Raw genomic sequence first — 918 nt, 5'->3', positions numbered from 1 at the left:
ATCAAGTACAAAGCCATCCGGAGAGTTTCGGTTGTCAATGTTGCCACTGATGGTCAGTAAAATGTCACCCTGAGGGGAGGGTAATTGTGCCAACACATGTTGGAGCAACGCGAGTATCCCTATTTGCCAAGCAAATTTCATTGTCATCTCCAGCGATGCATAAACCATTCATACCTTTGAAAATAGGTTATAAAAAGCCGCCTTTCAAACCGACTCTGGCGCTTATTGAACGAGAAATGTCCAAAGCCATGGCGGCATCAGCGTCAAGATGTGTTTGGTCAATATCACCAAAAGTGAGCGATATTCGCGCATGTTATTTTATCTTGAATTGCTTTATTGTAAGTGTATTGAAAAGTTGGAAAGGTTACATTTGACACAAAAATTTGGTTACAAAAAAGGAATTTCATGGTATTTACGCTGTCTATCTTTTGAGTTTTTGATATGAATCTTGCCTATTGGAGTGTGTTCGGCAAGTGGATTTGAGATCGAATCAAAGAAAGAAACGTAAAACATAACAATTAACAATACCTCGCTGGCGTGACTTTTTCGCGAGGTCAATAAAACACAGAATAAGGATGCTCATGTTACACAATGTCGCTCGTTGGATTTTACCTGTCGCTCTGTTGGGGGTCGGATACGTTGCTTATCAAGCCATCGCTGCATCGGGGCCGGAACAGACGATAAAAAGAGGCTGTGGTCGAAACCATTGTCGAAACGGCCCCACTGCTCCCGACGGAACACAAAGTGATGATCACCAGCCATGGCGAGTTGGTGCCTTTTGAAACGACCCGCTTGTCTGCACAAGTCTCTGGTGAGGTCGTGTCTTGGCACCCAAACTTTGTCACGGGGGGAATTGTAAAGCGTGGAGAGGTGCTGTTTTCCATTGAATMGGACAACTACCAAGCGGCTGTGTTACAA

General features: G+C 44.2%; 1 pseudogene. It reads left to right on the top strand.

Features of this window, described 5'->3' with window-relative positions:
• Positions 1-575: 575 nt before the first annotated feature.
• A pseudogene (locus CIK04_RS27720) lies at positions 576-918 on the top strand (biotin/lipoyl-binding protein); the annotation flags it as partial.

The organism is Vibrio sp. 03_296 (assembly GCF_002265885.1).
Note: the sequence above shows the minus strand (reverse complement) of the source record. Positions and strands in the feature narration are given on the sequence as shown.